General features: G+C 64.0%; 15 protein-coding genes. 3 read left to right on the top strand and 12 right to left on the bottom strand.

The window, feature by feature from the left end; genetic code table 11:
* Nucleotides 1-242: 242 nt before the first annotated feature.
* The 4 genes from QNA11_RS11105 to QNA11_RS11120 all read right to left on the bottom strand — a co-directional run bounded on the left by QNA11_RS11105 (nt 243) and on the right by QNA11_RS11120 (nt 2,550).
* Nucleotides 243-785 (bottom strand): LptA/OstA family protein, encoded by a 543-nt coding sequence (locus QNA11_RS11105; RefSeq protein WP_283483077.1) that lies wholly within the window; start codon nt 783-785, stop codon nt 243-245.
* A 7-nt stretch (nt 786-792) separates the two neighbouring features.
* Nucleotides 793-1,614 (bottom strand): LPS export ABC transporter periplasmic protein LptC, encoded by an 822-nt coding sequence (gene lptC, locus QNA11_RS11110; protein WP_246744854.1) that lies wholly within the window; start codon nt 1,612-1,614, stop codon nt 793-795.
* A complete protein-coding gene (locus tag QNA11_RS11115) occupies nt 1,611-2,225 on the bottom strand; it encodes a ribonuclease D (protein WP_283483078.1) in 615 nt (204 codons plus the stop codon). The genes lptC and QNA11_RS11115 overlap by 4 nt, the downstream gene beginning before the upstream one ends.
* 70 nt (nt 2,226-2,295) lie before the next feature.
* A complete protein-coding gene (locus QNA11_RS11120; RefSeq protein ID WP_202073048.1) occupies nt 2,296-2,550 on the bottom strand; it encodes a hypothetical protein in 255 nt (84 codons plus the stop codon).
* Nucleotides 2,551-2,847: 297 nt separating this feature from the next.
* Between QNA11_RS11120 and QNA11_RS11125 the strand changes: the two genes are divergently transcribed.
* The gene (locus tag QNA11_RS11125) at nt 2,848-4,008 is read left to right on the top strand and encodes an AI-2E family transporter (protein WP_283483079.1); all 1,161 of its coding nucleotides are present in this window, start codon (nt 2,848-2,850) and stop codon (nt 4,006-4,008) included.
* A gap of 280 nt (nt 4,009-4,288) precedes the next feature.
* Here QNA11_RS11125 and QNA11_RS11130 read toward each other — a convergent pair whose 3' ends face one another.
* The 8 genes from QNA11_RS11130 to QNA11_RS11165 form a co-directional block, all read right to left on the bottom strand.
* Nucleotides 4,289-5,464, bottom strand: a complete 1,176-nt coding sequence (locus QNA11_RS11130) for a lytic murein transglycosylase (RefSeq protein ID WP_283484203.1) — start codon at nt 5,462-5,464, stop codon at nt 4,289-4,291.
* Nucleotides 5,465-5,700: 236 nt separating this feature from the next.
* Entirely contained in the window at nt 5,701-6,291 is a 591-nt protein-coding gene (locus QNA11_RS11135; RefSeq protein WP_202073050.1) for a hypothetical protein, read from the bottom strand.
* Nucleotides 6,292-6,546: 255 nt separating this feature from the next.
* Nucleotides 6,547-6,831, bottom strand: a complete 285-nt coding sequence (locus QNA11_RS11140) for a hypothetical protein (RefSeq protein ID WP_283483080.1) — start codon at nt 6,829-6,831, stop codon at nt 6,547-6,549.
* A 73-nt stretch (nt 6,832-6,904) separates the two neighbouring features.
* Nucleotides 6,905-7,279: a recombinase family protein gene (locus QNA11_RS11145; RefSeq protein WP_283483081.1), complete on the bottom strand. Its 375-nt coding sequence runs from the start codon at nt 7,277-7,279 to the stop codon at nt 6,905-6,907.
* Between the two features lie 125 nt (nt 7,280-7,404).
* Complete coding sequence (locus tag QNA11_RS11150) at nt 7,405-8,634, bottom strand: DNA-methyltransferase (protein WP_283483082.1); 1,230 nt, start codon at nt 8,632-8,634, stop codon at nt 7,405-7,407.
* Nucleotides 8,624-9,025, bottom strand: a complete 402-nt coding sequence (locus tag QNA11_RS11155) for an ApaLI family restriction endonuclease (protein WP_283483083.1) — start codon at nt 9,023-9,025, stop codon at nt 8,624-8,626. The genes QNA11_RS11150 and QNA11_RS11155 overlap by 11 nt, the downstream gene beginning before the upstream one ends.
* A gap of 14 nt (nt 9,026-9,039) precedes the next feature.
* Nucleotides 9,040-9,255, bottom strand: a complete 216-nt coding sequence (locus tag QNA11_RS11160; RefSeq protein ID WP_283484204.1) for an ApaLI family restriction endonuclease — start codon at nt 9,253-9,255, stop codon at nt 9,040-9,042.
* A 114-nt stretch (nt 9,256-9,369) separates the two neighbouring features.
* A complete protein-coding gene (locus tag QNA11_RS11165) occupies nt 9,370-13,539 on the bottom strand; it encodes an SEL1-like repeat protein (RefSeq protein WP_283483084.1) in 4,170 nt (1,389 codons plus the stop codon).
* Between the two features lie 383 nt (nt 13,540-13,922).
* On the opposite strand from QNA11_RS11165, the gene QNA11_RS11170 reads away from it, so the two are divergent.
* Complete coding sequence (locus QNA11_RS11170) at nt 13,923-15,716, top strand: acyl-CoA dehydrogenase C-terminal domain-containing protein (RefSeq protein ID WP_283483085.1); 1,794 nt, start codon at nt 13,923-13,925, stop codon at nt 15,714-15,716.
* Nucleotides 15,717-15,883: 167 nt separating this feature from the next.
* On the top strand, nt 15,884-17,092 hold the full coding sequence (locus QNA11_RS11175) for an acetyl-CoA C-acetyltransferase (protein ID WP_283483086.1): 1,209 nt from the start codon (nt 15,884-15,886) through the stop codon (nt 17,090-17,092).
* Nucleotides 17,093-17,225: the final 133 nt, after the last annotated feature.

Consider the following 17,225-nt stretch of genomic DNA (forward strand, 5'->3'; position numbering starts at 1 on the left):
CCGGAATCCGGAGCAGCAAAGGCGCTGGTTTTGCTCGGCGCCCGTCATTGCGAGCGAAGCGAAGCAATCCTGAACAGCGATGCGGCCCTGGATTGCTTCGTCGGCTCCGCCTCCTCGCAATGACGGCGGTGAACCGACCAAGAATCCAGAGCCACAAAGCGCTGGTTTTGTTCTGGATTGCCGATCGCTCACTCAAGTGAGCGGCGGGAATGGCGCCGCACCAATCAAGGAACTGATAAAATTTACTGCGCCTTGGCGGCGCCGGGCGTGAAGGTGGAGCGCACGCGCCCGCCTTGCGCGCCGCCGGCCTGCACGGTCGCCATCCCGGTCGTCACGTCGTAGACGAGCCGCTCGCCTTTCACGATATTGTCGCCCTGGGTCAGGGTCACATTGCCGGAGAGATAAACCTTGCTCTCGGCTTTGTCGTATGTGCCGTGGTCGCCCGTGCCGATCTGATCTTTCGAGACCAGCGTCACGGGCCCGTCGGCCTCGATATGCTTGACGCGGTCGTCGCTGTTCGCGCCGCCCGGCGCGCCCTTGCCCTCGAGCAAGATCGTGATGCGCGTGGCCTTCAGCGTCGAGGGGCCATTGGTGACGATCACGCTGCCCGAATAGACGAGCTTCTGCTCATGGTCGAAATAGTCGAGCTTTCCCGCGTCGATATTGAGCGGGTCCTTGGCGGTGGCGCCGGGAAGAATGCCGCCCGAACGGCCCTTGGCGGCGACGGGCGCCGCCGCGGCGACGAATAGCGCGGCGAGGCCGGCGAGGATGATCTGACGTTTCATGCTTGTCTCATTGGGCCGCGGGCGGCTCGCTCGCCTGCGCCGGCGGGCCGTCCTCGCCATACAGCACGGAACGGACATTGCCGGAAAAGCTGGCGCGGCGCTCTTTTTGCGAAAACGTGACCGAGTCGGCGACGACCTGGCCGCCGTCGATGTCGAGGGTGACCGGCTTGTCGGAGGTCATCACGCTGGCCCTGAAATCCATGGCCGCGCTCTCCATCCGCATATCGAAACTCTTTTTGTCGGAGATGACCACGCCGCCGCTCATATCGGCGCGGTCGTCCTTTGTGCTGTAGCGGGCCTTGGCCGCGGTGAGCACGACGGGCTTTTCGCCCTGCGTTTCCACGCGCACGTCCAAGCCGTCGAGATCGAAAAGCTCCGGCGTCGTGATGTCCTGCACGCCGACGCGCGCCCGGATCTCATAGGGTTTGCCGTCCTTGCGGTAACCGACGAGCTTCGGCGTCTCGATCACGATGCGGGTGCCTTTGAGGGCGACGCGCGACAGGCTCAAATCGATGGGGAGAAATCGTAGGGAACTCACCACGAGCCCGAGCGCGACCAGACCGACCGTGCCCCCGACGCCCCACAGAATCCAGCGCCGCAGCCGCGTGACGCGGGCCGTGTGGCGCAGAGCGTCGGGAAAGGCGCTTTCGCGGCGGGCCGTCAAAGCGGCGAGCCGGTCGCGGCCGCCGGGCGGCGGCGCGCGCAGACCCGTCCCCGACGGCGGCGCGCCGGCAGAGGGTGGGGCCGGTCTCACGTCAGCGGCGCCGCTGTTGCTCATGTCTCGATCATCGGGCGGCGGGGTGGCGAATTCGAGGCGCCCGCTGCTCATTCATGGGAAAAGATGTCCGTCTCCGGCCAGCCGGCGATGTCGAGCTGGGCGCGGGCCGGCAGGAAGTCGAAGCACGCCTGGGCGAGCTCCGTCCGCCCCTCGCGGGCCAGCATGACGTCGAGCTTCTCTTTGAGCTGGTGCAGATAGAGAACGTCGGAGGCGGCGTAAGCCTGCTGGGCGTCGGTGAGCGTCGCGGCGCCCCAGTCCGAAGATTGCTGCTGCTTCGAAATCTCGACGCTGGCCAGCTCGCGCACGAGCTCCTTCAGCCCGTGCCGATCGGTATAGGTGCGCGTGAGCTTGGAGGCGATCTTGGTGCAATAGACCGGCGCCGGCATGACGCCGAAGGTCTTGGCCAGGATCGCCAGATCGAACCGGGCGAAATGGAACAGCTTCAACACCTTCGGGTCGGTCAGCAGCCGCACCAGATTGGGCGCGCTGGTCTGGCCCTTGGCGATCTGGACCAGCTCGGCGTCGCCGTCGCCGAAGGAAAGCTGAACAAGACACAGCCGGTCGCGGTGCGGATTGAGGCCCAGCGTTTCGGTGTCGATGGCGACGATGGGCGATGTCGCAACCGCCGAGGGGAGGTCGCCTTGGTGCAGTCTGATGGTCATAGCGCCCGATTCGTTAGGAAGGCTTTCCCCATCCTATTCGAAAAGGCGGACGCATGTCTAAAATCCGCCTTTATTCCTTACCGCGGGCGCCGGGGCCGGTGGTGAAAGGATTCTCGCCCTGTTGAAGCCGCTCCCCGACGAACCGAGCCCAGCCGATCAGCAACTCCGCGATAGAGACCGTTATGGCCGCATAACGGAAGTCCCGATTCCCGGCGAGCGCCCGCAAGGAGAGGCCGAGATAATGCGCTTCCACCAGCGCCTGCTCCAGCTTCGCGAGATCGCCTTCCGGCCCATGGGTGGCCTCGGCCTCGTCGATCTCCGCCATAGAAAATAGCTCCTGTCCGGTAATGTTGGCGTCCGCCAGCGGCAACAAGCGCGACCTTGGCGCGGCGACGAACATTACACGGCGGTAACATGCCACTGTAACTCAGTCGTTGCCGCAACAAGTCTGATTTGAAACGCTTTTTAACGAATGGACAGAAAAGCGCGCGCGGACGCGCCTGGCCGCATCCTAAAAAAATGGGTTAGCGGCGCCAGGCCCCGAAAGGGCGCGCGCCCCTTGCCAGAGGCGCCGCGCGCGTCCACTCTCCGGCCGCATCACAGCGCATCGCAGGATACCCGCGTGGCCGACGAGACAAACATCTTCAATGGCGCCGACCGGCGTTTCAACGCCGTCTTCATCGAAGTGTCGATCCGGCTCTTCGTGATCGGTTTCCTGGTCTATTGGACCTTCGTCATCATCCAGCCCTTCGGGGCGATGATCGTCTGGAGCGTCGTTGTCGCGGTTGCGCTCTTTCCGCTCTTCGACAAGCTCTCGTCCTGGCTCGGCGACCGGGGCACGATCGCCGCCGCCCTCATCACCGTGGCGGCGCTGATCCTGGTAATCGGCCCCGTGACATGGATGGGCGTCGGCGTCATCGACCCGGTCAAAGGCGTGATCGCCGGCTTGAACAATGGCGACATCGCCGTCCCGCCGCCGCCGGAATCGATCAAAAGCTGGCCGATCGTCGGGGCGCAAATCCACGCCTATTGGGAGCTCGCCTCGACCAATCTCAAAAGCGCGCTGACCCAAATCCTGCCGGAGCTCAAGCCTGTCGGCGAATATCTGCTGTCCATGGCCCGCAATGCGGGCCTCGGCACGCTGAAATTCCTGTTGTCGGTGATCCTCTCGGGCTTTTTGCTCGCCTATGCGAGCCAGCTCATGATCGGCATGCGGGCCCTGGCGCGGCGCATCGATCCGGCCAATGGGGAAAAATATCTCAGCCTTGCCGGCGCCACCATCAACGCCGTGTCACGCGGCGTGATGGGGCTCTCGATCATGCAGGCGGTGATCGGCGGCCTGGGCATGTATCTTGCCAACGTCCCGGGCGCGAATCTGCTGTCGGTCGCCATACTGGTGCTCGGCATTATTCAGATCGGGCCGCTGGTGATCGTCGCGCCGGTGGTTTTCTGGGCCTGGACAAATCTGTCGACCCCCGGCGCGATCGGCCTGACGATCTGCATGCTGAGCGTCAATTACATGGACAATGTGTTGAAGCCCTTCATCTTCGCACATGGGCTCTCGACGCCGATCCCGATCATCTTCATCGGCGTGATTGGCGGCGTGCTCGCCCATGGCGTCGCGGGCCTCTTCGTTGGCCCGGTGGTGCTCGCCGTCGTCTGGGAGGTGGGAAGCGCCTGGGTTGCGGAGGAAATCGCGTCGACGACGCCGGAAAAGGCCGCTGCCAAGGAGGCGCCGCCCCAGCTCTTGTCTTCGTCCCGCAGCGGGGCTGAAGCCGTTTGAAAAACCCCTGGACCGCGAGCCTTCAGGCTCGCATAGGCTGCTGAGATAGTGGCGATAACGCCCCTTGTGCTTCGAGACGCCTGCTGCGCAGGCTCCTCAGCATGAGGAGCTTTTGCTACTTCTCTCAAACACTTAGGCCTCATCCTGAGGAGCGAGCGAACGCTCGCGTCTCGAAGGACGAGGCCGCCTCGGAGGTTCGTCCACAGACTGCGCGAGCCTTCAGGCTCGCATTTCCCACAGAAAGATTCCTGGAGCGAGCCTGAAGGCTCGCGGTCCGTTGTCAGCGCCCGCGCAGCGCCTGCAGCACTTTCAGGCTTGCCCTGCCGTTGCGTGGCAGGCCGACGCGGCTCTGATAGTCGGCGATGGCTTCCTTCGACTTGGTCCCGATCACGCCATCGGGGTCGCCGACCTCATAGCCCGCGCGGATCAGAAGCGACTGCAGCTCCCGCCGCTCCGCCCGCGACAGGCCCGGATCGTCCGTGGGCCAGGGCGTCTGAATGCCGGGACGCCCGCGCAGCCGGTCGGAGAGCACGCAAATCGCGAGCGCATAAGACTCAGCCGCGTTATAGGCGTAGACCGCGTCGAAATTCTTGGTCACGAGAAAGGCCGGACCGTTGCGTCCCGCCGGCAGCAGTAGGCCCGCGGTTCCGCCGCCGAGCCCGCTCCCGTCGAGACGGGTCACGCCGCGCGACTCCCAAAAGGACATGGGCTGCTTATGCGTGCGGCCGGAGGGGCCGGAATAGCCCTCGGGCAGACGCACCTCGAAGCCCCAGCGCTCGCCCGAACGCCAGCCGCTCTTTTTGAGATAATTGGCGGTGGAGCCCAGTGAGTCGGCGGCGGAGCTCGCAATATTGCGGCGCCCGTCGCCATCGAGATCGACGGCCGTGCCTAAGAAGGTCGAGGGCATGAATTGGGTGTGGCCGAAAGCGCCGGCCCAGGAGCCGATGAACTCGTCGGCGCGAATGTCGCCGCTGTCCAAAATCTTGAGCGCGGCGACGAATTCCTTGCGCCAATAGTCGTTGCGGCGCGGGGCCTCGCAGGCGAGCGTCGCCAGCGACTGCACGACCGGGCGCTTGCCGAAGCTCTTGCCGAAATCGCTCTCGACGCCCCACACCGAGACGACGGTCGCCGGATCGACGCCGTAACGCCCGTCGGCCGACTGCAGCGCATGGCCGTATTTGTGCAGCATCGCGCGCCCTTCCTCGACGCGCTCCTCGTCGACGAGACCGGCGACATAATCCCAGACCGGCGTCGTGAACTCCGGCTGCTTGTCCATGAAGCTCACAGCGTCATTTGGCTCCAGACCGTCCGTCGCCGAGGCGATCGTCTGCTGGCTGACGCCGGCGCCCGCCGCCGCGTGACGCAGGCTCGAGAGACAGGAAGACCATTCCGCGCGGGCGGGGCCCGCAAGGAGGAGAAGCGCGGCCGAGGCCAGGAAGAGGTGATTCGCCTTCATGCAGGAAGGGTAGCCCAACAAGGGTTGTTTTTCATTCGCCATGCGCGCGCTCGGCGCGTTGTTTCGGGCGCGGCAGGTTCGCTCTGTCGCCGCGCGCCGTTCGCCAGCGTTAACCGCAGCGCGCTTCGAAAATAAGGCGCAAGGAAGGAAATGTGGCGAACATACAAAATGCGCCGCCGGCGCATCACCGGCGGCGATCAAGATCGGTTGCGAAGAATTCGAGCAGCTCCAGCCGCCTAGACAGGCCGGTTCGCGTTCCTGTTGCGGACCGGGCCCATGCGCTCCACGCCCTGAGCGTAGCTGATTACGTCATATTTGGCGTTGAAGCCCAGCGCCGCGTCGGCGACGGCGTCGGTCTTGCCGGCGGTGGAGAGCTTCTTGAGGTCGCCCTTCTCGAGATAAAGCAGCTCGAGCAGCTCGTTATAGACCGTCGCCTCGTCGATCGGCAGCACGTTATAGGTAATGCCGTCGATCTCGACCTCATATTTGGCGAGGAGGTCGATGTTGTTGCAGAAAATGAAATACTTCCCTTCGGGCGAGAACAGGCCCTTCGTCACCGAGGCAAGGTCGGTCAGCCATTCGAAGGAATGAAGATAACAAGCAAAGAACGGAATTGTCGGTTCTCCGACATTCGCGATTGCAATCACCTGGTCGACCGAACGCTCCGGCGGGCGCTTCTCATCGGCGAGCGTCTCCGCGAAAATCAGCGCCAATTCGCCACGAAAGCCATAACGGCCGGGCTTTTCCGTGGGGCCCTTGAGGACTGCGTTGAGAAGGCGGCCCTGCTCCTCGAGGGTCTTGAAGGCGGTATCGAGAATGCTCGTCATGTGGTTACTCTTCGCCATTGGAATTTGTGCGGCGAAGAACGAGCAACCGACGTGCCACTGCGCAAAAAATGAGCGCCGGACCGCATGCAGCGGTCCGGCGCTCTGTCTCTTATGCGAGATCCGCTTGGTTGGTTCGCTGTCATTCCCGACGCTCGCAAAGCGAGCGATCGGGAATCCAGGGGCGACACGAGCTACTGTGGCGCTGGATTCCCGGTCGGGCTTTCAGCCCGCCGGGAATGACAAATCCCGATGCGCTTACTCGCAGATGCGGCGCGGGCGCGAGCCGATTTCGACGCCATATTCGTCGAAGACAGGGCGGCGCTCGACCCAGCAGCGCGGCGGCGGCGGCGGCGGGGCGTAATAGACCGGCGGCGGCGGAGCCGGCTGAGCCAGCGCGCCGCCGGCGATGGCGCCGAGCGCGAAACCGCCGATGCCCGCGGCCACAGCGGCGCCAGCCGAATCCGCCCGCGCCGGCGCGGCCGCAAGCGTCAAAGCCCCGATCGCCGAGACGGCGAGGATCACGGCGGTGGTTTTTCTCATCCCGATTCTCCCAAAAAGCGGCCGCGGCTCTCAAAAAGCCTGCGACATCGCGACGTTATGCGTCAGGCGTCGATTAACCGTAAATGAACGGCGAAAACTTGACGGCTGACGTACCTCCCAAGAAGGTGAGCAGCAAGCGCCCGTGCGCGGTCGTGGTGTTGGCCGATGCGTCGCCAAGGGAGCGGAATCGCGCTCCAGCCTTGCCGATAGCGTCGAGGGTGTTCAACGGGTCGCGGGTCGAGCGGGCTAGCCGGTCGAGGCGCGTCACAAGCAGGGTGTCGCCGTCGCCAAGGGCCTTGATCCCGGGGGCGAGCTGGCGACGGTCGGACTTCGCGCCGCTGGCCGTCTCGCGAAAAACCTTCTCGGCTCCGGCGGCGCGCAACCCCTTCACTTGGGCGTCCACGCTCTGGCCGTCGGTCGAGACTCGGGCATAGCCGTAAATCGTCATGCGGCAGGTTAGGGGAGCCCCGAACTTTTGCAAGAATCTTTTGCATAGCGGGAACCCCTGAAAAACAAGAGGTCGGCGCTTTGTGCAACAGTCATGATTTATGCACAAAGACGGCTGCTAATTTCTTATGCGCGTTTTTTGGGGCGCGGAGCGGAGTGGTCAATGTCGTTGAAAGCTTCTGCTTGCGCTCTTTTCAACTGCATAGCTGGTGATAGTAATATTTCTATGCTGGTGTCTTTCAGGCTGAAGAAATCGTCTGCCGTCGCTACGACAAAACCCATCGCGTCACCCTTGGTCGCAAGGGCCTTTTTGAGCAAGAATACCGCTTCAGAAAGCGTTTCTGTCTCTCTTTGCACCTTTAGAAAGACAGGCCGTCCATTTATGGATTCCTTTGATAAGGCGTCGATGCCGGAATTTCGTTGAACGCGCGAATAGGACAAACCAGCAAGATGAGACTCAACCCAAGGATCGTTATTGGTATAAGCTTCCACGCCGTCCCTTAGAAGAGCGGATTCAGTTCGAATTGGATTGTCCAACCGATTGTTCGTTAGGGCCACGGCATCAGGGGATACGTCAATTCCAAAGAAGCGACGATTCTTTAGCTTCGCCGCGACCAGAGTTGTCCCGCTTCCGCAGAATGGATCGACCACCAGGTCATTTTCATCTGTCGTAAGATCGATAATGCGCTCTAGCAGAAGTAATGGCTTTTGCGTCGGGTATCCCGTCCGCTCTTTAGCCTTAGGATTAAGAAAAGGGATGTCCCAAACATCCCCTAGGGGCACCCCACGCTTCTCCGTTCCGTATACAATATTGCCTGAGGCATCCGTGGCATAAACAGATTTTCCTCTGCTATCCCTCATGCGTTTTTGCATAATCTGATCTAAGTTCGTTGTTGCGCTGTAGTCGACCATCATTTGTCGCCATTTGAACGAGCGACTCATGGAGTAAAACAGGATTGTCTGGTGCTGTTGAAGTAGACCACGCTTTGAATTAGACCATCTTTTATAAGACCAGATTATATCAGACTGAAAATTGTCGGCCCCAAACGTAATGTCTAACGCCTGTCTGGCAAGATGCACGTTATTGTGGTCACAATGGACAAAGATAGATGCATCCTCTTTCATGATGCGCTTGCATTCGGCAAGCCGCTCAACGAGAAAATTTAGATACGCGTCGGAATGCGACCATACATCTTCAAACGAATAATGGATACCTCCATCACGGGTTGAACTCCGGTGATTGCGACCCGAAAAAAATGGTGGGTCTAAATACACCAAGTTTGCACACGCAAACGGCATCTTTTTCAGGATTTCCAAGCAATCTCCTAGCTGGACATCAGTAGCATTACTCGCCATGTGTCTTCTCCGATGCGATCCGGTTCAGAACAGCAAGAAGATCAACCTCTGTGTAATCGCGCACATATTGCCACGCAGAATCGCCAAAATAATAATGTCCCCCTACGCCAGCGTAGAGCGTTTCAAGAGTCTTCTGGATGCGGCGCGCTTGCTCGCGCTGTGGGTAGTAAAACATAACGCGTATGGGGTGATAACCAGCGTTGGCGATTACCTTTAATCGAGTGTGCTCCTTCGTTATATGATCCCCGTCGGTCGTTGCGTCTCGCCATTTGATTTCGAATGCATCACCATTTGGAACTAACATGTCGATTTCGAACATCTTAGGCCTTTGGCCCAAAGTATTTTCAATTCTGGTTGTTTCTGCATGTGGATACTTGTTCTCTATGCACATTTTGGCGGCTTCTTCTAAGAAAGCGCCAGCGTATTTGTATAAAAAAAACGGCCTTTATTTTGATAAACGTCAATATCGTGCCCCTCTTTAGCCGTCACGCCAAGGACTTGGTAAAGCACGTGATGCGAACGGTCGTCCTCTTCCATTTCGAGGACGCGAGCATCAATTTGTGACTTGAGCCTACGTTCGTAATCGTCGGACAGCACTCGGATTTCTTCATATAGAATCATCAATTCCCCCTCTGGACAAGGGAGCAGATTCTAGATGTGCTGTCTAGATTATTTCCTTACCGCTCACGGCTCGTAGTTATTGGAAATGAGCCGCATGGGACACCTACGTGGCGCTCAAATCGCCGAGAGCTTAGCCTTTTGCGCCGGCTTCGTCCCGCCCTTCGCGGCGGCCGGATCCTTGACGCTCTCCCAGCCGCCCTTGGGCGGCAGCACGTCATTGGCCTCGCGAACCGGCTCCTTGGCGTGGAACCCCGCCGCCAAAGATTTGGCGGTCGCAAGCTCCTTCGAGTCGAGCCGCGCGGCGACCTCGTCGCGCTTCTTGCCGGCGTCGGCGTCGCCCTGTTCCGCGGCGGCGGAGAACCACAGGTAAGACTGCGTGAGGCTCTGCGTGACGCCGAGCCCCCGGGCGTAAAGGATCGCCAGATTATACTGGCTGTCGCGCACGCCATATTCCGCCGCTTTGCGGAACCATTCCGAGGCCGCAGGATAATCCGGCTTGCCGCCGTCCCCGCCCTCGGCGAGCAGCACCGCGAGATTGTGCATGGCGCGGGCGTTGCCCGCCTCGGCGGCGGAGAGATAATATTTGCGGGCGCGCCCATAGTCGCGCTCGACGCCCACGCCCTTTTCATAGAAGGAGCCGAGCCGGTATTGCGCCGGAACGAGGCCCTGGCTCGCCGCCTTCTCGAACCACTCCGCGGCGGCTTTCGCGTCGCGGGCGACGCCGCGACCGTCGGCGTAGCGGACCGCCAGCTCATATTGCGCCGCCGGCAAGCCTTGCTGGGCCAACACTTTGATGACGCCGATGGCGTCGGGCGCCGACAGCGGGCTGGGGCTGGAGATCGATCCGACGGGCGTCGGATCGACCGGCGCATTTTCGGTATGCGGCGCGATCATGCGCGGCGGCGGCGCTTTCGGCGTCTCCGGCGCGCGGGCGGGAGCGGCGGGCGCCGCGGCTTTAGCCGCCGGAGCGGGTTCGGCCGACGGGGCGGCGGGGCTTTCCGCGCCGGGCGCCGTCTCAGCCGGAGCCGCGTCGCTCATCTCGTGATTGGCGTGGGCGTTGACGTCGGCGGTCTGGATGCCGACGCGGGCGATCTGATAGGCGCCAATGAGCAGCACCAAAGCGCCGAGGCCGAGCAACAGCGGGCGCTTGCGCTCCTGAATGGCGCCGACCAGGCCGCCCTTGGCCGGGTTCTGCTCCGCCGCCGGCGCGCTTGCCGGCCGGCCAGCCGAACGGCGCGCCTGCTGCGATTTTTCTGCCGCCTCGGCGTCCATGGCGGCCTGCTGCGCCGCGCGGCGCGCTGCCGCGATAAAGTCGGTCTGAACCGGCTCGGACCTTTCCTGCTTCGCCCCGGGCGACGCAAATCCCGGCTCGCGGCGCTGCGGGCGCGGCGCGCCCGGCTGCACCAGCAAATCCATCAGATTTTCGTCGTCCAAGCCGCTACGGGGAGCCGAGCGCGGCTCGACCGCCAGCTCCGGCGCGCGCCCGTCGCCCCGGCGCGGGGATGCGGCGGGGGCCGAGAATGGGGCGGCGGGCGCAGGGGCCGCCGCTTCGCTGCGCATGTCGCTCAGCTCGTCCTCGAACATCGCCAGACGGTCGACGACGCGCTCCAGCGTCTCGTGCACGGCGAGCAAAGTCTCATGCGTGCGCTCGCCCGCTTCGTCTTGAGCCTTGCGAATGTCGGCGAGCTCGCGCTCCAGCGCCTCGCGAAGCGCGCCGGGCGCGGGGTTCGCCTGACGCAGAATGTCCTGCGTGGCGCGACGCACCGCTTCTTCGGCCGCGAGCGTCGTCGCCGCCTTGGTTTCCTCCATCTGCGCGACGAGGGCGGCGATCCGCGACTCGACGCCGCTGAGCGCCGCGCCGTTGCGATCATTGCGGTCGAGGCGCTGCGACAGGGCGCCGATCTGGCTTTCGAGGGCCTTCAGCGCCTCGGCGTCGCCGCGCGGATCGAGCGCCTGATTCATGCGCGTGGCGAGCTGCTCGACGAGCGCCGTCAGATCCTTTTGTTGCGTCTCGACGCGATAGGAGTCCTCGGCGCGCTGCGCGAGCGCGCCGTGCATGCGCTCGAGACGTCGGGCGATCTCGTCGAGCTGAGGATTGTCGAGCGCACCCGGCTCGAGGCGCTGCGCCAGCGTCTCGCGAACCACGTCGATGCGCTGCGCCAGCTCGGCGAATTGCCGATCGGCGACGGGATGCGCCGACATCTCCGCCGGATCGAAGCGTTTTTCCAGGCGCTCGAGCTTGCGGCCGAGCTCCTCGAAACCCGGCGCATGCGGCCGATCGTCGAGAACAGAGTCGATCTTGCGGCCCAGATTGGCGATCAAGTGCTCGAGCGAGGCTGTGTCCGCTGGCTTCTGGGCGACGGCGCTGTCGATCCGTTCGCCGAGATCGCGGCCGAGCGCATCGATGCGCTGCCCGAGTTCGTCGAAGCGTTGGGCGCCCGCGCCGAGGACGGCCTCGTCGAACTTGCCGGCGAGATATTCGAGACGGCTGTTGAAGGTCTCGAAGCTCGTGCCGGTTTCGGAAGCGACGATCGAGCGGATCGACCGCACCAATTCGCCCATGTCGAGAGCCGCTGCGGCTTGCGCCGGACCGGCGCTCGCATGCGCGAGCCCCTCGACGCGCTGCGTCAGATCGAAAAGCCGCGTCTCGATTTTTTCCAGGGGCAGCGGACGCGCCGCCATGGCGCCGAGCTGGTCCTTGATCTCGCGCGCCTGCGTCGCAAGCTGCCGAACCGCCGCCATATCGGCGGCGTCGGGCGCCTGCATGGAGTCGAGCCGGCGGCCGATCGCCTGAACGTCGGCGTCGAGGCTGCGCAGGATCGGGCTCGGATCGAGGTCGCGCACGACGGCGCGCAGCTCTCCTGCGATCCCCTCGGCAGGCGCCAGAAGGTCCGCGGCGACGCCGCGATCGCGCTGCGTCTCGATGCGGCGCGACAGGTCGCGCAACGCCGATTCGACGGCGGCGACGGAGGCGCGCGGCGCAAGATCGCCGACGGCGCGCGCCATCTCCTCGATTTCGCGGCGCAGACCCTCGATCTGCCGCATGGTCACGAGCTGTTGGTCGGCGCGTTCGCCGCCCTGCTGGCGAAGCCCTTCCACTTGCTGCAACAGAGCGTCGAGCGAGGCGTTCACAGTGGTGAAGCGCTTGGCGGGCGCTTCGTCGTCGGCAAGATCGGCCGCGGGAGCCGGGGCCGGCGCGGCGGAAGGCGCGGCGAAGTCATCGAGGACGCGCTGACGCTGGGTGATCTCGGCGATGGCGTCTGCAAGCGGCCGGCGGGAAAGTTGCTGGCCCGAGCGCAGGCCCTGCTCCAGGGCGGCGGAGCTGGCGCCGCCCATTGCGGCGGTCGCCGCCGGCGCCGTCTGCTCGTTTTCGAGACGACGTGAAATGTCGTCGCGCCGACGATCGCGGCCGCTCGGCGCCGCGTCGACGTCGACGTCGTCGTCTTCGGGGCCCGCCAGGCGGTCCAGCCGCGATTCGAGCCGCGCCAGGGCCGAGCGAAGCGGCCGCACGCTCGCATTGGGAGAAGGCTGCTCGGCAATCCGCGACTCGATGCGGCCGAGACGCTCGGCGAGAAAAGCGAGACCTTCCTCCGCCGTCTCGCGCCCGCGCTGATGTTGCTCCAGCGCGCCAGCGAGATTCTTCAAAGCGCGCGCGGTATGGCGCTCATTGGCGTCGGCGCGTTCCGCGAAAGCCGAAACCGCGCGTTTGACGGCGGCGCTCTCGCCGCCGCGCTGGCCACGCTTGATCAGCTCGGCCAGATTCTCGAAGGCGCGCGCCGTTTGGCGCTCATGAGCCGCAACGCGACGCTCGACGACCTCGGTCGCTTCGGCGACGATGGCTTCCGGGTCCACGCGACGCTCGTCGCGCGACCGAGGTCCGGTGAATTCCGACTCGCGGCGGTCGCGACCCCGCTGAGAGCGAGGCGCGAAGTCCTCGCGCTCCCACGTGGGGCGCTCCTCATCTTCCTCGAAGGCGTCGTCCCGCCGGCGGCGAGAGGACGCGCGCCGGTCGTCGACCTCGTCCCGCCAGCGACGCGGCTGCCGGAAATCGTCACGCTCATGGCGGCGCTCGCCGCTCGGGCGCGCGAGGCGGCGCGTGATTTCCTCCAGCCGATCGCCCCCGTCGGCGTCGAAGTCGCCCTCGTCGTCGTCCCTGGCGGGCTCCCGGATCGCGTCGTCGAGCCAGTCGCCGAGGCTTTTTCCCGAACGGCGCGCCTCGGCGCGAGCGGCCTCGCGCGGCTCGTAATCGGGACCACGGTATTTGCGGGAAAGACCCTTGCTCATAAGTCTATGTCCGGCGGATCCGACTGACGGATAGCTCGAGAAAAACTGGGGGAACCGACGCAGGGACCGCGCGAATCGCGCTCAACGCTCGACGCTGTGGCGTCGTTGACGGCGACTTTCCGTCAATCAAGGTAAATATGCCGTTAACCGCCGCCTGGGCGTCGAGGGCGCTCAACGCATCGTCACCAAAATCTGATCCGCTCGAGCAAGCGAATCGCTCAGCCCGCGGATAAGATCGCTGAAATAGACAGTCCTTCAAAGCCGTTTTGAGCTGCGTTCATGTCCTATTGCGCGGACCGGCGGCCCTCTCTACCTAAGACGCGAACGGCGTCCCTCCCCCGAGTCGGGCCACCCGGCTCTGGGGAATCTGCAAGGAGCCCTTGATGCCGAGCTATAAAGCGCCCGTCGACGACACGCTGTTTCTGCTCAATGACGTCCTGAACATTCAACGATTCGGCAATCTGGAGGGCTTCGCGGACGCCTCCCCCGACCTGACCGGGCAAATTCTCGGCGAGGCCGGCAAGCTCTGCGAGGAGGTTCTCGCGCCGCTCAACGCCTCCGGCGACGCCAATGGCTGCAAGCGCCATCCAGACGGGAGCGTCACGACGCCCGCGGGCTTCAAATCGGCTTTCGAGGCTTACGCCGGCGGGGGCTGGATCGGCCTCTCGGCGCCGCCCGAATATGGCGGCCAGGGCCTGCCCTATTCGCTCACCATGGTCATGAGCGAGTTCGCCTCATCGGCGAACATGGCCTTCGCCATGTATCCCGGCCTCACGCAAGGGGCGCTGGCGGCGCTGCTGACGCATGGCTCGCCGGAGCAAAAGAAGCTCTACGCGCCGCCGATGATCGAAGGCCGGTGGACCGGCACGATGAATCTGACCGAGCCGCAGTGCGGCACGGATCTGGGGCTCCTCACCACCAAGGCGGTCCCGCGCGGAGACGGCGCCTACGCCATCACCGGGCAGAAGATTTTCATCTCCGCCGGCGAGCATGATCTTTCCGAAAACATCATCCACCTCGTGCTGGCGCGACTCGAGGGGGCGCCGGCCGGGGTGAAGGGCATCTCACTCTTCATCGTCCCAAAGGTGCTGGTGAACGCCGACGGGTCGCTTGGGCAACGCAACGGCGTCTCCTGCGGCTCCATCGAAGAGAAGATGGGCATTCACGGCAACGCCACTTGCGTGATGAATTACGACGGCGCGACGGGCTATCTCATCGGCGAGGCCAATCGCGGCCTCAACGCCATGTTCGTGATGATGAACGAGGCGCGGCTCGGCGTCGCCATGCAGGGGCTCGCGCAGTCCGAGGTCGCGTACCAAAACGCGCTCGCCTATGCCAAGGAGCGCCTGCAGGGCCGTGCGCTGACGGGGCCGAAATATCCGGAAAAGAAAGCCGATCCGATCATCGTGCACCCAGACGTGCGGCGCATGCTGCTCGAGATCAAGGCCTTCAACGAGGCGGCGCGCGCTTTGGCGCTCTCGGCCGCGCTCGACAGCGACATTGCGCATCGCTCCGGCGATCCGGCGGCGCGACAGGCGGCGGACGACAGGCTCGGGCTGTTGACGCCGGTGCTGAAAGGCATGCTCACCGACGTCGGCTTCGAGAACGCGGTAAAGGCGCAGCAGGTCTTTGGCGGGCATGGCTACATTCGCGAATGGGGCATGGAGCAATTCGTGCGCGACGCCCGCATCGCCATGATCTACGAGGGCGCCAATGGCATTCAGGCGCTCGACCTCGTCGGCCGCAAGCTGCCGCGCGAGGGCGGGCGCGCCATCATGGCTTTCTTCAAGGAAGGCGCGGAGCTTCTGGGCGGCCATAGCGCCAATGAGGCGATGAAGCCCTTCGTCGCGCCCGCGCAGGCGGCGCTCGCCGATCTGCAGAAGGCCTCCATGTGGCTCATGCAAAACGCCATGGCGAAGCCCGACAACGCCGGCGCCGCGTCCTATGATTATATGCATCTCTTGGGGCGCGTCGCGCTCGCTTTGATGTGGGTGAAGATCGCCGCGGCGGCTTTGGAGAAGCAGGTCCGCGAGCCCGAGACGGCGGCGCTGATGGAGGCGAAGCTGACGACCGCGCGCTTCTATATGGAGCGCATGCTCCCCGAGACGAGCCTGCGCCTCGCGCGCATCGTGAGCGGCGCCGACACGATGATGTCACTGGCGCCGGAGATGTTTTAAGCAAGCGAATCCCTTCTCCCGCCCGCGGGAGAAGACGTCATGCCGCAAGCTTCTTTGAGATGACTCATGGCATGATGGATGAGGGCCCTCACCCGACCCTCGCGCACGCGAGGGCCACCCTCTCCCGCAAACGGGAGAGGGGAAAGCGATAAGAAAGAGGAAACACCATGCCCGAAGCCTATATCTACGACGCCGTTCGCACCCCGCGCGGGCGCGGCAAGCCGGATGGTTCGCTGCATGAGGTCTCCTCGCTCGGCCTCGCCAATACGGCGCTGAAAGCGATCAAGGAGCGCAACAATCTTGCCGGCGTCGAGGTCGACGACGTTATTCTTGGTTGCGTCGATCCTGTCGGAGAAGCGGGCGGCGACATTGCCCGCGCTTCGGCGATTGCCTCGGGCTATTCGTACAAAGTGCCCGGCGTGCAGATCAACCGCTTCTGCGCCTCCGGCCTCGACTCGGTGAATTTCGCGGCCGGCGAAATCATGTCGGGCCAGCACGATCTCGCCATCGGCGGCGGCGTCGAGAGCATGAGCCGCGTCGGCATCGGCGCCTCGGGCGGCGCCTGGCCGGTCGATCCGACCATCGCCATTCCGTCTTATTTCATGCCGCAGGGCGTCTCGGCCGACCTCATCGCGACAAAATACGGCTTCTCGCGCGACGACGTCGACGCTTTTGCCGTCGAATCGCAGAAGCGCGCGGCGACCGCCTGGACGGAAGGGCGCTTCGCAAAATCCGTCGTGCCGGTGACGGACGTGAACGGCCTCACCATCCTCGACCGCGACGAACATATGCGGCCGGACACCAATATGCAGTCGCTCGCGGCGTTGAAGCCCTCGTTTGGCTTCTTCGCCGAGCAGGGCGGCTTCGACGCTGTGGCGATCCAGGCCTATCCGGCGATCGAGAAGCTGAATTACGTGCATCACGCCGGCAATTCGTCGGGCATCGTGGATGGCGCCGCGGCCGTACTCGTCGGCTCGAAGGAAGCCGGCGAAAAACTTGGTCTGAAGCCGCGCGCAAAGATTCGCGCCTTCGCCAATATCGGCTCCGAGCCTGCGATCATGCTGACGGGCCCCGTGGACGTGACCAAGAAAGTGCTCGCGCGCTCAGGGATGACGCTCGGCGACATCGACCTCATCGAGATCAACGAGGCTTTCGCCGCTGTCGTGCTTCGTTACCTGCAAGCTTTCGATCTCGATCCCGCGAAAGTGAACCCGAATGGCGGCGCCATCGCCATGGGCCATCCGCTCGGCGCCACCGGCGCGATGCTCGTCGGCATCGCCTTGGACGAGCTGGAGCGCACGGACAAATCGACGGCGCTCGTGACGCTTTGCATCGGCGCGGGAATGGGAACTGCGACGATTATCGAGCGGGTTTGACGCGCCCCTCCTTCTCCCGCGCGCGGGAGAAGGCGCCATGCCGAAGGCATGACGGATGAGGGCCCTCACCCGACCCCTGCTGACGCAGGGGCCACCCTCTCCCGCGAGCGGGAGAGGGAGTCGAACAGGATCT

It is taken from the genome of Methylocystis sp. JR02 (genome assembly GCF_030063565.1).
Classification (GTDB): domain Bacteria; phylum Pseudomonadota; class Alphaproteobacteria; order Rhizobiales; family Beijerinckiaceae; genus Methylocystis; species Methylocystis iwaonis.